The organism is Streptomyces sp. W16 (assembly GCF_033194735.1).
Taxonomy (GTDB): domain Bacteria; phylum Actinomycetota; class Actinomycetes; order Streptomycetales; family Streptomycetaceae; genus Streptomyces.
In genome coordinates this window covers 13,694-31,393 of sequence record NZ_JAWOAI010000048.1, presented here as the reverse complement: position 1 = coordinate 31,393, position 17,700 = coordinate 13,694, and the positions used below count along the sequence as shown (strand labels likewise).

Here is a 17,700-nt window from a genome sequence, read left to right as displayed (position 1 = left end):
CGCGGTCGCGCGACGCGACGCCACGAGATCGGCCGCCACGATCGGGCCGACGCCGAGGCTCTTGAGCCGGCCGATCGCCGACAGAGCGATGGCGCCGCAGCCGATGACCAACGGCGCCTCGCTCGCGGACAGTTGGGCACGGGACGCGGTCGACCAGCCGACCGAGATCGCGTCGGCGACACACACGATCTCGCTCGGCAGGTCCGACACCACGACCCGGGTGATGGCCTCGGTCAGCAGGAACAACTCGCCGAATCCGCCAGGTGCTTCGGGGCTCTGACCGATGATCCTGCGCCCGCCCGGAGTGGCCAGTACGGGCAGCGAACTCACCCGCGTCCCGACCGGGATCCGCCGCTCGGTGCCGGGGCCGTAGTCCACGACCTCGGCGCAGTACTCGTGACCCATCACGATGTCGACGTCCTGGTCGTAGGTCGACATCCCGCTGTCGTCGTCGGCGCCCGCCTCCGGATGGTCCATGAAGTGCAGATCCGACGCGCAGATCCCGCACGCCAGTGAGCGGACGAGGAGTTGACCAGGTCCGGGGACCGGATCGTCGGCGCTCCGCGCCTCGACCGTCCCGCCGCGCAGCACAGCAGCACGCATCAGACCCTCCTTCGATCTTCGAAGTCCGTCCCCTTCGGACTGTAGCCACACAGCGGGAATTACAGAAGACGGTCTCCTATAATTGGCGGGACATGGCCCGGTCACTAGAATCACCGGCATGGCAGAACCGCGCCGCGCCCCGGGCCGTCCACGTGACACGAGCATCAACGAACGTGCGCTCGCGGCAACGCGGGAACTGCTCGTCCAGCGCGGCTTCGACGCGACGACGATCCAGGCGGTGGCCGAGCACTCGGGCGTGCACGCCTCCGCCATCTACCGCCGCTGGCCCTCGCGTATCGAGCTGATCGAGGAGGCCACGTTCCCCGGGCTCAGCCCGCTGAGCGTCCATCCGACAGGGGATCTCCGACGGGACCTCCGCCGGTTCGTCCGCGCCTACTTGGCGGCCTTCGGCGCACCTGCGGCCCGTGCCGCCGCGGCCGGTCTCTTCGCGCACTCCCAGACGTCGAACCGCCCCCGGCCGCCGGAAATGCTGCTGCGCGTGTCGGCGCGACCGCAGTTCCGGGACATTCTGCGCGCCGCGCCGACCGGGACCGTCGACCCCGCCGTGGACCCGGACGACGTCTTCGACATGCTCCTCGGCGCCGTACTGACCCGCACCCTCCTGTCCACGGTCACGGCCCGCAACCGTCCCGTCGAGCGCACGGTCGACATGATCCTGCGGATGCTACGACCCCTCGACGGGCCGGTCTGACGAACTCGGGCGACCGGCCCCGCCGTAGACCTCAGCGGCGCTCGTCGCGGAACACCTTCCCGCCCTTCATCACGAACCGGACGTCCGCCATCACGGAGACGTCCTCCAGCGGATTGCCGGGCACCGCGATCAGATCGGCGAGCAGGCCCTCCGCGATACGGCCCCGGTCGTCGGCGTCGATCAGCTCCGCCGCGTTGACCGTCGCCGCCTGGAGTGCCTCCAGGGGAGTCATCCCGCGGTCGACCAGGGCGATCAGCTCCTGTGCGCCGCGGCCGTGCGGAATCGCCGGCGCGTCCGTGCCCAATGCCATCCGGACCCCCGCCTTCCCGGCCCTGGACACCACCGTCTTCGCCCGGGGGAAGATCTCGGCGGCCTTCTCCACCAGTTCGGGCGCGGCACGGGACATGTCCATCCCATCGATGAGAGCGGTGGTCGGCACCAGGAAAGTGCCCCTCTCCGCCATCAGCGCGAGGGTGTCGTCGTCGAGCAGGAAGCCGTGCTCGATGCAGTCGATGCCCGCCTCCACCGCCGAGCGGACGGCGTCGGCCCCATGGGTGTGGGCCGCCACCTTCAGTCCGCGCCGGTGGGCCTCGTCGACGATGGCGCGCAGTTCCTCGTCGGAGTAGTGCTGCGCGCCGGGGGTGCCGGTGTGCGACATCACGCCCCCGGACGCGCAGACCTTGATGAGCCGTGCCCCGTGCTTGATCTGGTACCGGACGGCCTTGCGCACCTCGTCGACACCGTTGGCGATGCCCTCTTCCAGGGAGAGAGGCATGATTCCGGGCGCGTACGCAGCGAACATCGTGGGGTCCAGATGCCCGCCGGTGGGCGTGATGGCGTGTCCGGCCGGGACGATGCGCGGGCCGTCGATCCAGCCGGCGTCGATGGCCTTGGCCAGCGCGACGTCCAGCAGATATCCGCCCGTCTTCACGAACAGTCCGAGATTGCGGACCGTGGTGAAGCCCGCGCGCAGGGTGCGCCGGGCGTTGCCCACCGCGCGGAGCATCCGCAGCGGTGGGTCGTCCTGGACGGGGGAGAACGCGAGCGTCTCTCCCCGGCCGCCCATCAGAAGATTGACCTCCATGTCCATGAGACCGGGCAGAAGGGTCACGTCACCGAGATCGAGAACCTCGTTCTCGCCGTCGTCATCGCCGCCGCGTGTGATGCGGTCGCCGTCGATCGTGACCAGGCCCGGTGCCTCGAACTCGCCCGTCTCCACGTGCAGTACACGCGCCGCTCTGAGCGTGAGCACGACCGGTCAGACCTTCGGCTCGACGACGAGGTCCATATAGGCGGCCCCGCTGTCCGGCACCCGGGCCTGCTTCCAGACCTCCACCGGGAACGACACGTTCACCAGGGAGAACATCAGGAGCAGCAAGTTGCGCTCCTGCTCCGGGAGTTCGGTGAGCTGGAACTTGTCGAGATGGTCGGAGGCCTGTTCGAGGAGCGGGAACGCGGCGTCGTAGAACGCCTGCATCTCCTCCATGGAGCTGGCCAGGCGCTTGCTGTAGCGATCGCGCTCGGACTCCAGGACCCACTCGCTGAACGGTTCGAGTGCCGCGAACTCACTGGGCAGCATCGGTGTGCTCCTTGACGTAGTCGGCGACCGTCTTGTGCAGATGGCGGAGCAGCAACTCCTGGTCGCAGAGCGGGAAATCGGTGACGACCCGGCTCTTGAGCATCGTCTGGGTGGCCTCCAGCGTGTTGCCGTCCTGGAGGGCGTACTCCTTGAACGTCACCGCCGCCAGCTCCTGCTTGAGCCGCTCGCGCGCCGTCTTGGCGGGCACGAAATACAGGTTGGCCTCGAAGATGTGCTTGTCCACCGCCGTCGGCCAGTAGTGGTACGTCAGGTACCAGCCGGGCTTCCAGATCAGCAGGGTCATGTTGGGGAAGAACTCGAAGGAGTCGTTGCCCCACGCGCGGTGCCGGCCCGGGTTGAGTCCCGTCGGCAGGTTGTCCAGGCCCTCGATGTCGGGTGCCTCCCACGGCCCGAACAGGCCGCTGCGCAGGACGCGTTCGATGGGTTTGACGATGGTCAGGTCCTTGGGCGGCGACATGCCTCCCCAGGAGGAGATCATCGAGTGCGGGGGGTGGATCTCGTAGTGCAGCGCCTCGTAACCGACGTTGAAGAGCTTGTCGGCCTCGTCCTTGACGGCCTGCTTCATGTGCAGGACGGGCGCGTGGTAGAACTCCGCGAACGCGTCGATGAACAGCTTCCAGTTGCTGCCGATCTCCGCCTTGTACGTGAAGACCTCGGTCATCTCGTGGAAGGGGTAGCCCTCAAGTCCCTTGGCGAACTCGCCGAGATACTCCTTCAGCGGCTGCGCGTTCGGGTCCAGGTTGACGAAGATGAACCCCTCCCAGACCTCGCAGCGGACCAGCTTGAGGCCGTAGTCCGCCTTGTCCAGGTCGAAGAACTCCTTCTCCTGCTGGACGAAGGTCAGATCGCCGTCGAGGCTGTAGCGCCAGGCGTGGTACTTGCAGGTGAACTGGCGGCAGGTGCCCTTGACTTCCTCGCCCGGGTAGTCGTTCCACACGAGCTTGTTGCCGCGGTGGCGGCAGACGTTGTGGAAGGCGCGGATCTCCTTGTCCTTGCCCCGCACGATCACCAGTGAGGTGTCGGCGACGGCCAGCTCCTTCGTGAAGTAGCTGCCGACTTTGGGGACTTGCTCGACCCGGCCGACGTTCAGCCAGGTCTTCTTGAAGATCGCCTCCTTCTCGGCCTCGTAGTACGCGGGGTCGATGGAGTCCTCGTAGTTGACCGGGCTGGTGCCCAGCTCGGGGTAGTTCTCGGTCCAGCTCCCGGCCTCGGGCTTGGCGAAGTGTGGCATGGGATCACCCCTCTCGCTTGTGAGAATACCATTCTCGTTTTGGGAAACTGAAGTTCTCTTCCGAGATCGCAGGGTCGAGTGCCACACCGAAGGTGTTGAGGGCCATCGTGAGCATCGTGTAGGCGCCGATGGTGAACACCAGGTCCATGAGCTGGCGTTCGTCCAGGTCGACGGCGAGCGCCGCGTAGGTCGCGTCCGACAGGCCCGAGTCGGTGTCCAGTTCGTCCACCGCCCGGTTGAGCAACGTGTCGGCGTCCGTGCGGACTTCCTCGATCTCGTCCTCGGTCACCCCGGCCTTCCGGCCGATCAGGACGTGACTGGCCCACTCGTACCTGCTGCCCCGCCGCCAGGCCACCCGCATCACGGCCAGTTCGCGGACGCGCACCGGCAGGGTCGAGGTGTTGAGGTGCATGTTGAACGTCAGGAACGCCCGGGCCAGGGCGGGATGCCGCTGGAAGATCCCCAGGACGTTGGCCTGCGGCAGCTTCCGGGGATGGTTGATGACCGAGAACAGGTCGTGGTCCCACTCTTCGTACGGCAGCGGTGAGATGCGGACGCCGTTCTCGGCGGCGGCTTCGCCGTTCTCGCTCATGTGTTCCGCCCGCCGTTCACGCCGAGGATCTGGCCGGTGATGTAGCCGGCCTCCTCGGAGGCGAGGAAGGCGCAGGCCGCGGCGATGTCCTCGGGGCGCCCGACACGCCGTACCGGAGTGCGCTGGATGTGCTCCTCGACCGTCCCGCCGAGCAGTTGGCGCTCCTCGGAGCGGCGCAGCATGGGTGTGTCGATGAAGCCGGGCGGCACCGCGTTCACGGTGATGCCCTGCGGGCCCAGCTCCAGGGCCAGCGCCTTGGTCAGTCCGTTGACCGCCGACTTGGCGGCCACGTAGTGCGTCATGAACGGCTGGCCGGACTGTGCGCTGGACGAGGAGATGTTGACGATGCGCCCCCAGCCGGCCTCCACCATGTCCGGCAGGACGGCCTGGACGCAGTGGAAGACGCCGTTGAGGTTGACGTCGATCACCCGCTGCCAGGCCTCGAAGGTGAGGTTGGCGAAGCGCTTGTAGCCCTCCATCCCGGCGGCGTTGACCAGGACCGTGACCGGACCGAGCCGCTCCCGGATCTCGGTCAGTGCCTCGTCCACCTGGGCCCGGTCTGAGACGTCGGCCTTTCGGGAGAAGCCCCTGTCGGACGGATTGAGGTCGAGGGTGGCGACCTGGAGACCGTCGGCCTCCAGGCGCTGTGCGATGGCTTGTCCGATGCCGGAGCCGCCGCCTGTGACGAGGGCTGTCCTCATGCCGGAACCCCCTTCGTCTCGATCATGAAAATCTCCCTTCCAGATTTGAGAAGCGTATTCTCGTCTCCGGTGCTTCCGGAAGTCCCGCGCAGGCGGGGGCTGTTCGTCAAGGTCCGTGGGCCTGTCAGCAACCGGTCAGGATCACATTCTCGCTGCCGGATGGTTGATTCGCGTATAAGGAGAATGTAGTTTCCGCTTCATTGGAGCAAGCCGCCCATCCATGCGAGGAGAACAGGATGCGGTTCCAGGACAAGGTGGCGATCGTCACCGGAGCGGGACAGGGAATCGGCGAGGACTACGCCCGGGCGCTGGCCGCCGAGGGAGCACGGGTCGTGGTCGCCGACATCAACGAGGAGCAGGGACAGCGGGTCGCCAAGGAACTCGACTCCGCGCTCTTCGTCAAGGTCGACGTCGGAGACCCCGCCTCGGCCGACGCGCTGGCCGCCGCCACCGTCGCCGAGTTCGGCCGCATCGACTACCTGATCAACAACGCCGCGATCTACCACAGCATGCGGCGCGAGGGCCTGACCACCGTCGACCTCGACTACCTCAACCGCTTCATCCAGGTGAACCTGATGGGCGCCCTCTACGTCACCCGGGCCGTCGTCCCGCACCTGACCGAGGGCAGCGCGATCGTCAACCAGTCCTCCGCCGCCGCCTACATGGCCAGCGGCTACTACGGCTTGGCCAAGATCGGCATCAACCACCTCACCGCGTCCCTCGCCGCCGAACTCGGCGGCCGGGGCATCCGCGTCAACGGCATAGCCCCCGGCCCCACCGACACCGAGGCCACGGCCACCGTCGTACCGGTCGAGTTCCAGGAGCGGATGACGCAGGCCCTGGCCATCAAACGGATGGGCACGCCCGGCGACCTCACCCCCACCGTGCTGTTCCTGCTCTCCGACGACGCCGGCTGGCTGACCGGCCAGACCATCAGCGTGGACGGCGGACAGGTGGTGAGGCTGTGACCCGCCTGCTCATCAACGGCCAACTCGTCGACGCGGAGCGGACGTTCCCCTCCCTCAACCCCGCCACCGGCGAGGTCTACGGCCACGCCCCCGAGGCCACCACCGCCCAGGCCGAAGCCGCCGTAGCAGCGGCTCGCGCCGCCTTCGACACCACCGCCTGGTCCACCGACGTACAGCTGCGCATCCGCTGTCTCGACCAGCTGCACCAGGCGCTCACCGACCACGTCGAGGAGCTGCGCGAGCTGACCATCGCCGAGGTCGGCGCGCCCCGCATGCTCACCTACGGGCCCCAACTCGACGACCCCGTCAAGCTGGTGCGGTTCTACGCCGACCTGCTGCGCAAGTACCCGCTCACGGAGGAACTGGGCGAGGTCGAGATCAGGGGCCAGCGCCACCGCCGTTGGGTGGAGAAGGAGGCCGCCGGAGTCATCACCGCGATCATCGCGTACAACTACCCGAACCAACTGGCCCTCGCCAAGCTCGCCCCCGCGCTCGCCGCCGGCTGCACGGTCGTCCTCAAGGGCGCCCCGGACACCCCGCTGACCACCCTGTTCCTCGGTCAACTCATCGCCGAGCACACGGACTTCCCGCCCGGCGTGGTCAACGTCCTCACGTCCTCCGGTGCCGACGTCGGCGAGACGCTCACCACGCACCCCGACGTCGACATGATCACCTTCACCGGTTCCACCGCGACCGGCCGCCGCATCATGGAGGCGGCGAGCCGCACGGTGAAGAAGGTCTTCCTGGAACTCGGCGGCAAGTCCGCCATGATCGTCCTGGACGACGCGGACTTCGCCACCGCCGCCATGTTCGCGGCCGGCACCATCTGCTCGCACTCCGGGCAGGGTTGCGCGCTCACCTCCAGGCTGCTCGTGCCCCGGGAGCACCACGACGAGCTCGTCGAGAAGGTGGCGGCGGGCCTCGCCCGCATTCCGCTCGGCGACCCCGCCGACCCGAAGACCTTCGCGGGCCCGCTCATCAGCGAGCGCCAGCGCGAGAAGGTCGACGGGATGGTGAAGAGGGCCGTCGCGGCAGGCGCGAACCTCGTCACCGGTGGCGAGAAGGTCGATCCCGGCTTCTTCTACAGGCCGACTCTCCTCAGCAACGTCGACCCGGACAGCGAGATCGCCCAGGACGAGGTCTTCGGACCCGTGCTCGTGGTGATTCCGTACGACGACGATGACGACGCCGTCCGCATCGCCAACAACTCCATCTTCGGCCTCTCCGGCGGGATCCAGAGCGGCGACGACGAGCGGGCCATCGCCCTCGCCCGCCGGATCCGCACCGGCACCTTCAGCATCAACGGCGGCAACTACTTCGCTGCGGACGTCCCGTTCGGCGGCTACAAGCAGTCGGGCATCGGCCGGGAGAGCGGCGTGCCCGGGCTTGAGGAGTTCCTGGAGTACAAGTCCTTCGCGGTCGTGGTCCGGTCATGATGCCGCTCGAAGGCATCCGCGTCCTCGAAGTCGCCATGTACGGCTTCGTGCCCTCGGCGGGAGCCGTCCTCTCCGACTGGGGAGCGGATGTCATCAAGGTCGAGCACGCCGTTACCGGCGACCCGCAACGCGGCCTGCGCCAGACCGGCACGATGCGGGTCGAGGGCGACCCCAACCCCAACGTCGAGCACGCCAACCGCGGCAAGCGCAGCCTCGGCCTCGACATCTCCCGACCCGAGGGAAAGGAGGTGCTCTACGACCTCGCCCGGCGCGCGGACGTGTTCCTGACCAGCTTCCTGCCCGGTCACCGGGAGCGGTTCGGCATCGACGTCGACGACATCCGTGCCGTCAACCCCCGGATCATCTACGCCCGGGGCAGCGCCTTCGGACCGCGCGGAGCGGAAGCGCGGAAGGGCGGCTACGACATGACGGCGTTCTGGTCCCGCGCCGGCACCGCCGCGAGCATCACCCCTGAGGGCACCGACGGCATCATCAACCCGCCTTCACCGGCCTACGGCGACACCATCTCCGGCACCAACCTCGCCGGCGGGATCGCTGCCGCGCTCCTGAAGCGCGAGCGCACCGGTGAACCGTCGGTCGTGGACGTCTCGTTGCTCGGCAGCGGACTGTGGGCGATGGGCCACGCCACCGCGCTGTCCCTGCACCTCGGCAAGCCCTGGATCCCGCCGCCCGTCGGCACCCACGGCTCGCCGACCAACCCGCTGTCCGGGCTGTACGAGACCTCCGACGGCCACCATCTGGCGTTCGTCATGATGCAGCCCGGCAAGTTCTGGGCCGATGTGTGCCGGCACATCGACCGCCCCGAACTCGCCGACGACCCCCGCTTCGACACGGCCGAGAACATCGCGGCCAACACGGCGGAGGCCGTCAAGATCCTGCGCGAGGTCATCGCCACCCGCACCCTCGCGGAGTGGAGCAGTCGCTTCACCACCCTGGCCGGGCCGTGGGCCCCGGTGCAGGACTCCCTGCAAGTGGGCGACGACCCGCAGATCAGAGCGAACGAGTACCTCCTGCAGGCAGGAGAACTCGAACTGGTCGCCAGCCCCGTGCAGTTCGACGTGCACGCCCCACAACTCGGGCCCGCACCCGAGTTCGCCGCCCAGACCGAGGAGATCCTCCTCGAACTGGGCCTGGACTGGGACCGCATCATCGCGCTCAAGGCGGCGGGCGCGGTCACCTGATCACCCGACAGCGGGATTCATTCTCAACGAGGAGAACCGATGAGACGCTTGCTCATCCCCGCGCTCGTCCTGGCCCTCGCGGCCGCGGCCGGATGCTCCGGCCGCACCAAGTCCGCGGACACCAGCAGCCCTTCCACCACCGGAGCCGCCGACACGGCCAGCGCCGACTTCGGCACGCTGAAGTCGGTGTGCGGCAAGGGGGCGGCCAAGACCGTCACCAGCCAGGGCGTCACCAGCTCCGAGATCAAGGTCGGCGTCTTCAGCGACGTCGGGTTCACCAAGAACCCGGAGTTCGAGAACGCGGCGAAGGTCTTCACCTCCTGGTGCAACGCCGCAGGCGGCATCAACGGACGCAAGATCACACCTGAGACGCACGACGCCCAGCTCATGCAGGTCAACCAGCAGATGATCTCGGCCTGCCGCAGTGACTTCTTCGAGGTCGGCGGCGGCGCCGCCCTCGACGGCCTGGGCGTCAAGACCCGACTGAAGTGCCTGCTCCCCGAATTCCCGGCGCAGGTCACCTCCGAGGTCGGCGCCGACCTCCAGGTGATGACACAGGGCGCCTCGTCCGGGTACGCGCCCTACGCCGGCTACTACTCCTGGCTGCTCAAGGAGGCCTACCCGTCGTCGGCGGGCGCCGTCGGCATCATCACCGGAGACGTGCCCGTCACCAAGGTCATCGCGGCCCAGGACAAGGAAGTCCTCACCGCGCTGGGCGGCAAGGTCACCTACTCCGACCTCTACCCCGCACAGGGCGTGTCCGACTGGACGCCATACGCGCAGTCCATCAAGACGAAGAAGGTCAAGGGACTCGTCTTCCTGGGGGACTTCACCCAGCTGGCGAAGCTGGAGCAGGCGCTCACCAACATCGACTACAAGCTCGACTGGGTCGACGCCAACAACAACGCCTACGGCCCCGCGTTCCTCAAGCTCGCCGACACCGCGTTGAGCAGCCAGACCAACTTCGCCAGCATCGACGGGACTTACCCGCTGGAGAAGGAGGCCGACAACCCGGCGACCAAGGAAATGGTCGCCCTGTTCAAGAAGTACGCGCCCGACGCGCAGATCACCCTGCCCGCCGTGCACGCCTTCTCCACCTGGCTGCTGTTCGCCACCTCGGCCCGCGACTGCGCCGAACTGACCCGCAGTTGTGTCCTGGCCAACGCCAAGAAGCAGACCGAGTGGACCGGCGGAGGGCTCCAGGCCCCGGTGAACCTCTCCTCGCCCGACGAGCCCGTGAAGTGCTTCAACGTCGAGAAGGCCACCACCAGCGGCTGGGTCCCCGCCGACTTCAAGCCGACCGACGGTGCCTACCGCTGCGACGCGCCCGTCTACAAGTACAAGGGCAACTACGGCAAGCCGCCGACGCTGGCGGACGTCGGCAAGTCGCCGGCCGACCTCAAGTAGCCACGCCACGCCACCCGTTCACCACGGTGTTCATCACGGCGTTCACCACGGCAGGAAGGAAGGACCGTGAAGGTACGAGTCGACCCGGAGCGCTGTCAGGGCCACACGCTCTGCGCGATGCGCGCTCCGGACACCTTCGAGCTCAGCGAGATCGACGGGCACTCCTCGGTCGTCGAGGAAGAAGTCCCCGCCGACCAGGAGGAGGCCGTCCGCGAGGCGGTCCTGTCCTGTCCGGAACGGGCGATCTCCCTCATCTCCTGACCCCACCTCAGCCACCGAGCGGGAGAGGACTCCGCATGACCACGGAAGACGCGGCCGTCGACGACGACGGCGGCCGCAAGCACCCCCAGGTGCACTTCGACCGGCACACCCCCGACTACCGCGACCGGTTCGAGGACATCACCCACGAGCTGCACGGGCAGTGCCCGATCGCCTGGACGGAGACCCACGGCGGCCACTGGGTCGCCAGCGGCAACCGTGAGGTCTTCGAACTCGCGAGGTCCGCCGAGTTCCTCTCCAACGACCATGATGTGAAGGGGGAGCGGCGCGGCTACAAGGGCATCTCCATCCCCCCGCCGCCGCGCGCCAGCGAGGCCCAGGGCGGCTTCCTGGAGATGGACCCGCCGGACCAGCGCTACTACCGGCAGACCCTCAACCCGTATCTGTCGCCGGCGGCGATCCAACGCTGGATCCCGTTCGTCGACGAGGTCGTGCGCGCCAGCATCGACGAGAAGATCGAGTCCGGGCACATCGACTTCGTCGACGACCTCGCCAACATCGTCCCCGCCGTGCTCACCCTGGCGATGATGGGCATCCCGATCGAGCGCTGGACCATCTACAACGAACCCGCCCACGCCTCCGTCTACACACCCCCCAACTCCCCTGACAGAGAAAGGGTGTTGGACCTCAGCCGCAAGATGGGCATGGACCTCATGGGCCAGCTCATGGAGATCCGCAAGGCGCCCCGCCCCGGCCTGGTGGACGCGCTGGTCCGCGCCGACCTCAACGGCCGCACCCCGGACGACGGCGAACTCCTGGGCGTACTCGCCCTGTTGATCGGCGGCGGCTTCGACACCACCACCGCCCTCACCGCCCACGCCCTCGAATGGCTCTCGCGGAATCCAGAGGAACGCGACCGGCTCAGCCGCGACCGGAAGACCCTGCTGGACTCCGCGACCGAGGAGTTCCTGCGCTTCTACACCCCGGCCCCCGGCGACGGACGTACCTTCTCAGCCGACTGCGAGATCGCCGGCACCGAGTTCAAGGAGGGCGAACGCCTCTGGCTCTCCTGGGCGATGGCCAACCGGGACCCGTCCGTCTTCCCCGACCCCGACACGATCGACATGGAACGCAAGGGCAACCGGCACAGCAGCTTCGGCCTCGGCATCCACCGCTGCATCGGCTCGAACGTGGCCCGCACGGTGTTCAAGCGGATGGTGACGGCCGTACTCGACCGGATGCCCGACTACCGGTGCGACCCCGAAGGCGCCGTGCACTACGAGACCATCGGCGTCATCCAGGGCATGCGCCACCTCCCGGCGACCTTCACTCCCGGCGAGCGGCTCGGCGCCGGACTCGACGAGACCCTCGTCGAACTCCAGAAGGTCTGCGACGAACAGCGCCTCGCCGAACCGGTCACCGTCCGCAAGTCCAAGGCCCGGATCGACACATGACGGACAGTCAACGCCTGGGCCCGGTGGTCACGGAGGAGAACGAGTTCTTCTGGACCTCCGGCGCGGACGGCCGGCTGCGGCTGACGGAGTGCGGGTCCTGCGCGGCCCTCATCCATCCGCCGCAGCCGGTCTGCCGGTACTGCCACGGCCACGACATGGGCGTCCGAGCCGTCTCCGGCCGTGCGACGCTGATCGGCTTCACCGTCAACCACCGCTTCGCCCTGCCCGGCCTGCCCGCGCCCTACGTCGTGGCGCAGGTCGCCATCGAGGAGGACCCCCGGGTCCGTCTCACCACCAACGCCGTCCAATGCACCGCGGACGAGCTGGCGTTGGGCATGCGGATGGAGGTCGTCTTCGAACAGGTCGAGGACGCCTGGCTGCCCTTGTTCCGCCCGGCACGCGAACGCCCGGCGACGGACCCCCTGCCGCTCGCCGAGGTCGAGACCCACCAACTCGCCCGTCGCGTACGGCCGATGGTGACCACGGAGAAGTTCGAGGACAAGGTCGCGATCACCGGCATCGGCATGTCGGAGATCGGCAGGCGCCTGATGGTCCCGCCGGTGTCGTTGACCGTCCAGGCCTGCCAACGCGCGATCGCCGACGCCGGCCTCACCATCGAGGACATCGACGGCCTTGCCACCTACCCCGGCGCCGGCCCCTACGGCGGCTTCGGCGAAGGCGGAATCACCGCACTGGAGTCCGCCCTCGGCCTCGAACCCACCTGGTACAACGGCGGCGGAGAGACCTTCGGCCCCGGCGGCTCACTCATCTCCGCGATGCTCGCCGTCGCGGGCGGCCTGGCCCGCCATGTGCTGTGCTTCCGTACGGTCTGGGAGGCGTCGTACGGCGAACTCGTGCGCCGCGGCCGGATCGCGCAGGACCCACCGCGCAGACTGGACGGCTGGATGAAGCCCTTCGGAGCGACCTCGGCCGCGCACACCCTCGCCCAGAACGCGCAACGCCACTTCCACCGCTACGGCACCACCCGCGAGACCCTCGGCTGGATCGCCCTCAACCAGCGCGCCAACGCGGCACTCAACCCCACGGCGGTCTACCGCGACCCGCTGACCATGGACGACTATCTGGGCGCCCGCCCGATCACCACCCCGTTCGGTCTCTACGACTGTGACGTCCCCTGCGACGGAGCGGTCGCCGTGATCGTGTCGGCCGTCGACGCGGCCCGGGACCTCGCCCAACCGCCCGTGCTGGTGGAGGCGGTCGGCACCCAGATCCTGGAACGCCTCGAATGGGACCAGAGCACGCTGACCCATGAGCCCCAAGTGCTCGGCCAGTCCGCCCACTTGTGGTCACGCACCGCGCTGCGTCCCGAGGACGTCGACGTCGCCGAACTCTACGACGGCTTCACCTTCAACTGCCTTTCCTGGCTTGAGGGGTTGGGGTTCTGCGGCATCGGCGAGGCCAAGGACTTCCTGGACGGAGGAAAGAACATCGCACGGGACGGCGTACTGCCACTGAACACCCACGGCGGACAGCTCTCCCACGGCCGCACCCACGGCATGGGACTGGTCCACGAGGCCATCACCCAACTGCGCGGCGCGGCCGGGCCACGGCAGGTACCCGGCGCCCGGGTGGCGGTGGCGAGCAGCGGCGGACTCACCCCGAGCGGCGTGATCCTCTTCCGGGCGGACGGATGAACTTACGTACCACAGAGGTCGTTTCGCGCGTCGTCGACATCGACGGCGTCCCCATGTCGGCGCTGCTGTGCGAGGCCCGCGAACCGCGCGCGGTCCTAGTCGCGCTGCACGGGGGAGCGGTGACCTCCCGCTACTTCGACTACCCCGACCAGTCCCGCCTGTCCCTCCTGCGCACCGCGGCGGCACTCGGCTTCACCGTCGTCGCCATAGACCGTCCGGGATACGGCAGTTCGGCCCCGTACAGCGAGGGCATGGCTTCCCCGGCGCGCCGCGTCGACCTCGCCTACGGAGCGGTGGACCGACTGCTCGCCTCACGTCCGCGCGGAGCGGGACTGTTCCTCTGGGCGCACTCGATCGGCTGCGCCCTGGGCGTGCACATGGCCGGCGACGAACGCCGGAACGACCTTCTCGGTCTGGAGATCGCCGGTACCGGACGCCACCACGCGCCCGGCGCCGTCGAGATCCTCGACTTCCGACGACGTGACCCGGCCGTGCCGAGACGGTCCGGACCCGGCCTGCGCGACCTCCTGTGGGAGCCGTCGCGCCTGTACCCGGACGAGGTCATCGGCGCCCCTCGTATCCAGTCCCCGGGTCCGCCGTACGAGTCCACCGTCGCCCGCCGCTGGCCGCTGGAGTTCGCCGAAGTAGCCGCCCACGTAAGGATTCCCGTGCACTACACGCTCGGCGACCACGAACGCGTCTGGAGCTCCGGGCCCGAGGCCATGGCCGACATCGCGGGCCTGTTCACCGCCTCCCCGCGGGTCGTCACCGACGAACAGGCCGACAGCGGCCACAACTTGAGCATCGGGCGCACCGCGACCGGATACCACCTGAAGATCCTCTCGTTCGTCGAGGAGTGTGTTCTCGGCCAGGAGAACGACGGGATCGACCGTCTGCCGAGGAGGGCCGGATGAGCGACGCCGACACCGCGGTACTGCTGCTCGTACGAGTGGTCGCAGGACTGATCATGATCATGCACGGGCTGAATCACTGGCGCGGCGGCGGCCGGATCGAGGGCACCGCCCGCTGGTTCACCGGCCTCGGCCTGAGACAGGGCGTGCTGCAGGCCTGGATGAGCGTGCTCACCGAAGTCGGCGCGGGCATCCTGCTGGTCCTCGGTCTGCTCACACCGCTGGCCTGCGCCGCCGTGATCTCCGTGATGCTGGTCGCGGGGCTGCTCGCCCACCGGCCCAACGGGTTCTTCGTCTTCAAGGACGGCTACGAGTACGTCCTCACCCTCGCCGTCGTCGCCCTGGCCCTCGCCGTAATGGGCCCCGGCCGCTGGTCCCTCGACCACGCGGCCGGTATCGACCTGACCGGCTGGACCGGCGGCGCGATCGCGCTCGGCGCGGCCGTGGTGGCGACCGGGGGACTGCTGGGCACGTTCTGGAGACCGGAACCCAAGGTGGAAACAGGGGCCTCGAACATCCCCGGGCAAGTCGACCAGGAGGCCCGCTGATGCGCGTCGGATTCATCGGGCTGGGCAGTCAGGGCGCCCCCATGGCACGCCGGATCGTCGAGGCGGGCTTCGCCACCACACTCTGGGCACGCCGCCCGGCCACCCTCGCCGCGTTCGCGGACACGGCCGCCCGGCGGGCCGCGTCCCCCGTCGAACTGGCCGCGGCCAGCGACCTGGTGTGCGTCTGTGTCGTCGACGACGCCGACGTCGAACAGGTCGTCACCGGCGAACAGGGCGTACTGACCGGCCTGCGCCGGGGCGGAGTCATCGCCGTGCACAGCACGGTCCACCCCGACACCTGCCGACGGCTGGCCGAACGTGCCGAGGTGCACGGCGTGTCCGTGGTCGACGCACCGGTCAGCGGCGGCGGGCGGGCCGCCGCGGAAGGCCGGCTGCTGGTGATGACGGGCGGCGAGTCCGGCACCGTCGCCTACTGCCGCAAGGTGTTCGAGACCTTCGGCGATCCCGTGGTGCACATGGGCCCGCTCGGCTCGGGACAGATCACCAAACTTCTCAACAACCTATTGTTCACTGCCAACTTGGCGACCGCGGCCGATACGCTGGCGCTGGCACCGGAGTTCGGCATCGACCGTGGCGCTCTCGCCGAAGCAGTTCTGCACGGCAGCGGAGCGAGCTTCGCCCTAGGCCGCGTGAAGGCCGCCGGCGGCACCCTCGACCCCCTCGCCGACCGCGCGGGACCGCTGCTCCGCAAGGACGTGAGACTGCTGGCCGGCCTCGCCGAGACGGCGGGCGCCACGACGGGCACCGCGCTCACGGCGGCCGAAGCGGCCTTGGACCGCATGGGCCAAGACCGTCTGGCGGCAACCCCAACTCCCGCTCCACGAAAGTGAAAACGACCTTCTCGCCAGTGGAGAAGATTGATATCGTCGCTCGTCGTCAGACTGGTGACGGAAGGGAACCGTGCACACCGTGAAGGACTTCGAGGCGATCGACTTCTTCCAGGACGACGAAGTCGTCGCGGACCCCTACCCCTATTTGGCGGCCCTGCGCGGGAAGTGCCCGGTGCAGCGCGAGAGCCACCACGACGTGACGATGGTGACGGGGTACGACGAGGCGATCCAGGTCCTCAACGACGCCGACACCTTCTCGTCCTGTCTCTCGGTCACCGGGCCCTTTCCCGGGTTCCCGGTCCCGCTCGACGGCGACGTCGACGTCAGTGCGCTGATCGAGCAGTACCGCGACCAGCTCCCGATGAGCGACCAGCTGCCGACGCTCGACGCGCCCCTGCACACGGACCACCGCGGACTGCTGATGCGGCTGATCACCCCGCGCCGCCTCAAGGAGAACGAGGCGTCGATGTGGCACCTCGCCGACGCCCAGCTCGACGAGTATCTCGCCGCCGGCGAGGGCGACTTCATCAGCGGCTTCGCCGGACCCTTCACCCTGCGGGTCATCGCCGACCTGCTCGGCGTGCCCGACGAGGACCGCAACACGTTCGTCGAGGGCCTCGAACACCAGCCGCGGGGCGGCATCGGAAGCACCGACGGCGAGGTCGCGTACTCACCGCTGGAGTACCTGTACGCGCAGTTCTCGGCCTATGTCGAGGAGCGCCGCCGCGAACCCCGCGAGGACGTGATCACCGGCCTCGCCACGGCGAAGTTCCCCGACGGCTCGACCCCCGACGTCGCCGACGTGGCCCGCGTCGCCACCAACCTCTTCGCGGCCGGCCAGGAGACCACCGTCCGGCTGCTGAGCAACGCCCTCAAACTGATCGCCGAAGATCCTGATCTGCAGCGGCTGTTGCGCACCGAGCGCGACCGCATCCCCAACTTCATCGAGGAGACGCTGCGCACCGAGAGCCCGATCAAGGGCGACTTCCGGCTGTCCCGCGTCCCGTCCACGGTCGGCGGCGTCGACATCCCCGCCGGCACCACCCTCATGGTCCTCAACGGCGCCGCCAACCGCGACCCACGCCACTTCGAGGACCCCGAGACCTTCGACCCGGCCCGCGCCAACGCCCGCCACCACCTCGCCTTCGGCCGCGGCCCCCACACCTGCCCCGGCGCCCCGCTGGCCCGCGCGGAGGCCCGGGTGGGCATCGAGCGCATCCTCGACCGTACGACCGACATCAGTATCTCGGAGAGCGTGCACGGCCCTGCCGGGGCACGGAACTACCGCTACCTGCCGACGTACATCCTGCGCGGGCTCACCCATCTGAACCTGGAGTTCACGCCCGCCGAGGAGTCCGCCCGATGAAGGCCGTCATCGACACGGAGCGTTGCCGGGGCCACGGGATCTGCTGGTCGATCTGCCCCGAGGTGTTCGACCTCACCGACGACGGCTACGCCGAGGTGCTGACCCCCGAAGTCCCCACCGCGTACGAGGCACAGGTCCGCGAGGCGATCAGCAGCTGCCCCGAACGTGCCATCACGGTGAGCTAGCCGGCTCGCGCGGCGAGTGACGGGCAATGGTTCGGCATTGGCCGGAAGGGTCGCCCCGT

The 17,700-nt window shown here is 68.8% G+C and carries 19 protein-coding genes; 13 read left to right on the top strand and 6 right to left on the bottom strand.

Features of this window, described 5'->3' with window-relative positions; all coding sequences use genetic code 11:
• The coding region (locus tag R6V09_RS09430; RefSeq protein ID WP_317880898.1) for an alcohol dehydrogenase catalytic domain-containing protein at positions 1-603 on the bottom strand (603 nt) is incomplete at its 3' end.
• Positions 604-721: 118 nt separating this feature from the next.
• Between R6V09_RS09430 and R6V09_RS09425 the strand changes: the two genes are divergently transcribed.
• Positions 722-1,315, top strand: a complete 594-nt coding sequence (locus R6V09_RS09425) for a TetR/AcrR family transcriptional regulator (RefSeq protein ID WP_317880897.1) — start codon at positions 722-724, stop codon at positions 1,313-1,315.
• 31 nt (positions 1,316-1,346) lie between these two features.
• On the opposite strand, the gene R6V09_RS09420 is transcribed toward R6V09_RS09425, so the two are convergent.
• The 5 genes from R6V09_RS09420 to R6V09_RS09400 are packed head-to-tail and all read right to left on the bottom strand — an operon-like array spanning position 1,347 to position 5,439.
• The gene (locus R6V09_RS09420) at positions 1,347-2,567 is read right to left on the bottom strand and encodes a metal-dependent hydrolase family protein (protein WP_317880896.1); all 1,221 of its coding nucleotides are present in this window, start codon (positions 2,565-2,567) and stop codon (positions 1,347-1,349) included.
• 6 nt (positions 2,568-2,573) lie between these two features.
• Positions 2,574-2,894, bottom strand: a complete 321-nt coding sequence (locus R6V09_RS09415; protein WP_043663979.1) for a hypothetical protein — start codon at positions 2,892-2,894, stop codon at positions 2,574-2,576.
• Positions 2,881-4,146 carry an aromatic ring-hydroxylating oxygenase subunit alpha gene (locus R6V09_RS09410; RefSeq protein WP_317880895.1) on the bottom strand — a complete coding sequence of 422 codons (1,266 nt, stop codon included), beginning with the start codon at positions 4,144-4,146 and terminating at the stop codon, positions 2,881-2,883. The genes R6V09_RS09415 and R6V09_RS09410 overlap by 14 nt, the downstream gene beginning before the upstream one ends.
• Before the next feature lie 4 nt (positions 4,147-4,150).
• The gene (locus R6V09_RS09405; RefSeq protein ID WP_317880894.1) at positions 4,151-4,738 is read right to left on the bottom strand and encodes a carboxymuconolactone decarboxylase family protein; all 588 of its coding nucleotides are present in this window, start codon (positions 4,736-4,738) and stop codon (positions 4,151-4,153) included.
• Positions 4,735-5,439, bottom strand: a complete 705-nt coding sequence (locus R6V09_RS09400; protein ID WP_317880893.1) for an SDR family NAD(P)-dependent oxidoreductase — start codon at positions 5,437-5,439, stop codon at positions 4,735-4,737. The genes R6V09_RS09405 and R6V09_RS09400 overlap by 4 nt, the downstream gene beginning before the upstream one ends.
• A 236-nt stretch (positions 5,440-5,675) precedes the next feature.
• Between R6V09_RS09400 and R6V09_RS09395 the strand changes: the two genes are divergently transcribed.
• The 12 genes from R6V09_RS09395 (at position 5,676) to R6V09_RS09340 (ending at position 17,641) form a co-directional block, all read left to right on the top strand.
• On the top strand, positions 5,676-6,407 hold the full coding sequence (locus R6V09_RS09395; RefSeq protein ID WP_317880892.1) for an SDR family oxidoreductase: 732 nt from the start codon (positions 5,676-5,678) through the stop codon (positions 6,405-6,407).
• Complete coding sequence (locus R6V09_RS09390) at positions 6,404-7,843, top strand: aldehyde dehydrogenase family protein (RefSeq protein WP_317880891.1); 1,440 nt, start codon at positions 6,404-6,406, stop codon at positions 7,841-7,843. Before R6V09_RS09395 ends, R6V09_RS09390 begins: the two co-directional genes overlap by 4 nt.
• Positions 7,840-9,045 (top strand): CaiB/BaiF CoA transferase family protein, encoded by a 1,206-nt coding sequence (locus tag R6V09_RS09385; RefSeq protein ID WP_317880890.1) that lies wholly within the window; start codon positions 7,840-7,842, stop codon positions 9,043-9,045. Before R6V09_RS09390 ends, R6V09_RS09385 begins: the two co-directional genes overlap by 4 nt.
• Positions 9,046-9,084: 39 nt before the next feature.
• The gene (locus R6V09_RS09380; RefSeq protein WP_317880889.1) at positions 9,085-10,452 is read left to right on the top strand and encodes an ABC transporter substrate-binding protein; all 1,368 of its coding nucleotides are present in this window, start codon (positions 9,085-9,087) and stop codon (positions 10,450-10,452) included.
• A gap of 66 nt (positions 10,453-10,518) precedes the next feature.
• A complete protein-coding gene (locus R6V09_RS09375; protein ID WP_200711201.1) occupies positions 10,519-10,713 on the top strand; it encodes a ferredoxin in 195 nt (64 codons plus the stop codon).
• 35 nt (positions 10,714-10,748) lie between these two features.
• Positions 10,749-12,125 (top strand): cytochrome P450, encoded by a 1,377-nt coding sequence (locus tag R6V09_RS09370; protein WP_317880888.1) that lies wholly within the window; start codon positions 10,749-10,751, stop codon positions 12,123-12,125.
• The gene (locus R6V09_RS09365; protein ID WP_317880887.1) at positions 12,122-13,780 is read left to right on the top strand and encodes a thiolase C-terminal domain-containing protein; all 1,659 of its coding nucleotides are present in this window, start codon (positions 12,122-12,124) and stop codon (positions 13,778-13,780) included. The genes R6V09_RS09370 and R6V09_RS09365 overlap by 4 nt, the downstream gene beginning before the upstream one ends.
• Complete coding sequence (locus R6V09_RS09360; RefSeq protein ID WP_317880886.1) at positions 13,777-14,694, top strand: alpha/beta hydrolase; 918 nt, start codon at positions 13,777-13,779, stop codon at positions 14,692-14,694. The genes R6V09_RS09365 and R6V09_RS09360 overlap by 4 nt, the downstream gene beginning before the upstream one ends.
• Entirely contained in the window at positions 14,691-15,239 is a 549-nt protein-coding gene (locus R6V09_RS09355) for a DoxX family protein (protein WP_317880885.1), read from the top strand. The genes R6V09_RS09360 and R6V09_RS09355 overlap by 4 nt, the downstream gene beginning before the upstream one ends.
• Positions 15,239-16,090 (top strand): NAD(P)-dependent oxidoreductase, encoded by an 852-nt coding sequence (locus R6V09_RS09350; protein ID WP_317880884.1) that lies wholly within the window; start codon positions 15,239-15,241, stop codon positions 16,088-16,090. Before R6V09_RS09355 ends, R6V09_RS09350 begins: the two co-directional genes overlap by 1 nt.
• A 70-nt stretch (positions 16,091-16,160) precedes the next feature.
• Complete coding sequence (locus R6V09_RS09345) at positions 16,161-17,456, top strand: cytochrome P450 (RefSeq protein WP_317880883.1); 1,296 nt, start codon at positions 16,161-16,163, stop codon at positions 17,454-17,456.
• Positions 17,453-17,641 (top strand): ferredoxin, encoded by a 189-nt coding sequence (locus tag R6V09_RS09340; protein WP_317880882.1) that lies wholly within the window; start codon positions 17,453-17,455, stop codon positions 17,639-17,641. The genes R6V09_RS09345 and R6V09_RS09340 overlap by 4 nt, the downstream gene beginning before the upstream one ends.
• Positions 17,642-17,700: the final 59 nt, after the last annotated feature.